Annotated in this window: 1 protein-coding gene; it reads right to left on the bottom strand. The window is 31.4% G+C overall.

Annotated elements, in window-relative coordinates; genetic code table 11:
- Nucleotides 1-45: 45 nt before the first annotated feature.
- Nucleotides 46-1545, bottom strand: coding sequence for a choice-of-anchor B family protein (locus ACVC2P_RS01235; RefSeq protein ID WP_452596665.1), 1500 nt, complete (start codon nt 1543-1545; stop codon nt 46-48).
- Nucleotides 1546-1754 lie beyond the last annotated feature (209 nt).

Genomic DNA, 1754 nt, shown 5'->3' on the forward strand with positions numbered 1-1754 from the left:
AACTAGACTAGAATAATAACAATTTACATTAAGATTACCCTACTTTTACTTTAATACTAGTTTTTTAGAAGTCGTATTGTTTATTTTTACTAAATAAATTCCTTTAGAGTACGATGCCATTGGTAAGTAAAATTTATTGGCATTAATATTATTTTTTGTGTAAACATTTTGACCCAAAATGTTGTACACAGAAACAGTGTCTATTGTTTTATTTTTTGGAGCTTTTATTAAAGTTGAAACAGTGGTAGGATTAGGAGATAGAGTAAAATTTGTGCTTTCAAACTCAGGAGTGGTTAAACTATTACTTTTTCTTACTATAATTAAACCACTCTCAATATCACTTATAATTATATTTCCGCTTGTAAAATATGGGTAAACACTCCAGGCTCCATGAAAACTAGCACTATTATTATTTGTGTAAGTGTCAAAGTACCCAATTTCTGCATTTGTATTTGTGGGAGACACCAATGTTGAAACGTCTAACACTCTCAATCCTGCACTATAATTTGCTAAAAAGAACTCATTTCCTTTAACATAACCGTTATGATCTATGGCTCCTGTAGGACCTGTATATACATTTATTAATGCTTGATCGGTAAAATCGGCATCTAAATCATTAAAATCAAAAACTATAGTTTTTGTAGATACACCAAAATCTAACTCGTCTCCTTCATCTCCTAAAATAAAATAACGTTGATCGTCTGTAAACCAGCCTTGATGAGCATAACTTATTTGTGGGTAAGAGAACTCATTTATAGCTATAATATTGTTTTTATCTGTAACATCTAAAATAACAACTTTGTTAGAGTTTCCATTACTACCAATGTATATTTGTTTGCCTGTATGGTCTGTATCGGGGCCGTTATAAGTAATTACTTGTGCATCATGAGAATAACCGCCATTAGTATAGTCACCTAAAGTTGTTGGATTGTTTGGGTCTGATATATCTATAAAAATAGGGCCGCCTCCATTTGCAGAATTACAACCAACTAAATAGGCAATAGCTTCCGTTTCATTAATAACTATATTGTGACAACTTCCAATAATAATATCTCCAATTTCTCCATCTCCTATATACTTTAAAACCTGAGCGCCATCGTAAGTTAAATCAGGATCAATACCATTTCTAAGTATTGTTAAATCGAACACCTGCATACCATGTGGCCCCACGCCATCTGCAACAATAAAAGCAAAGTTATTATAAACCTTAACATCTCTCCAAAAATTATTCCCAGCAGCAGTTTCAATTCTTCCTAAAAAAATAGGGTTTACAGGGTCAGAAACATCTACAAAAGCTGTACTGTTGCTCATAGCTACAATAGCATATTCTTTACCATCTAAAGGATCTGTCCACCCCCAAATGTCACTACCTTCTGGGTTACCCGCAGTAGTAGCTAATGTGGAAACAGGAACTCTAGATAAGAAATCGTAATTATTACAGGGGTATATACCTGCCATACCTGTATTTGGGTCGCAAATTGTTTGAGCATAAAGTGAGTTTAGTAAAATACAAACGGTAGTAATAATAAGGTACTTTTTTGTCATAGGATTAAGTTTTTTAGCTGAAATTAAATAGGGAGTAATAAAACAAAGAAACTATTAAAAGTCCTTGAATACTATATTAACAGTCTTGATTTTATAAAATATCTGAACAATATTTATATTAACAATACTTGTTTTCAATTTTAATTAATTAGTATTTAATAACAATTAAAAATAAGATTCTTCTGCTTTTTTACTGCAAGTCCTTATTT

The sequence above is a fragment of the Pontimicrobium sp. MEBiC01747 genome, from assembly GCF_053601635.1.

What these genes read in the sequence shown, in the direction of transcription:
- ACVC2P_RS01235 (WP_452596665.1), bottom strand. Translation starts at nt 1,545, where the DNA reads ATGACAAAAAAGTACCTTATTATTACTACCGTTTGTATTTTACTAAAC.